Here is a 550-nt window from a genome sequence, read left to right as displayed (position 1 = left end):
AAAAGTCTCTGTGATTGCTAGGCTTTATGAACGGGTATAAAAGAGCATACACGCCACTCATACAGACCATGAAGGGGAGAGATGATCATGAACCATTTGAACGATTCGCAGCTTGCAGAGCTGAAACATATGTTATTGGAGCAGAAAAAGGATTTAGAAAAACATTTTAAACAAAATGGTCAGGAAAATACGAAATTGGGAGAAACACTGACAGATTCCACAGGGGAACTCTCATCCTATGATAACCACCCTGCTGATATAGGGACGGAAACCTTTGAACGATCCCGTGACCTGGCGATTAACGAGTCGCTGGAAAACGAACTGGAGCAGGTTAATGCAGCCCTGCAACGGATGGAAGATGGGACGTATGGAATATGTGTGGAGAGCGGCGAAGAAATTCCTTTTGAACGGTTACAAGCCATTCCATATACAGCCTATACCGTCGAGCACACGCCAACACGGGAATTATCGAATGACCGTCCAATCGAGGAACAGGTTATGACTCCGCCGCCCAAAGGTGCAGGTGAGGTTCGCCAACGGAATGCAGGAC

General features: G+C 46.5%; 1 protein-coding gene. It reads left to right on the top strand.

Annotated features, from left to right (window positions below; all coding sequences use genetic code 11):
• Positions 1-87: 87 nt before the first annotated feature.
• Positions 88-550, top strand: a 463-nt coding sequence (locus tag AC27KL_RS28115) for a TraR/DksA C4-type zinc finger protein (RefSeq protein ID WP_487171804.1), incomplete at its 3' end; no start/stop codon positions are given.

The organism is Paenibacillus sp. YAE3 (assembly GCF_057546105.1).
The sequence above is the reverse complement of the archived record's forward strand: the minus strand, read 5'-3'. Positions and strand labels throughout refer to the sequence as shown.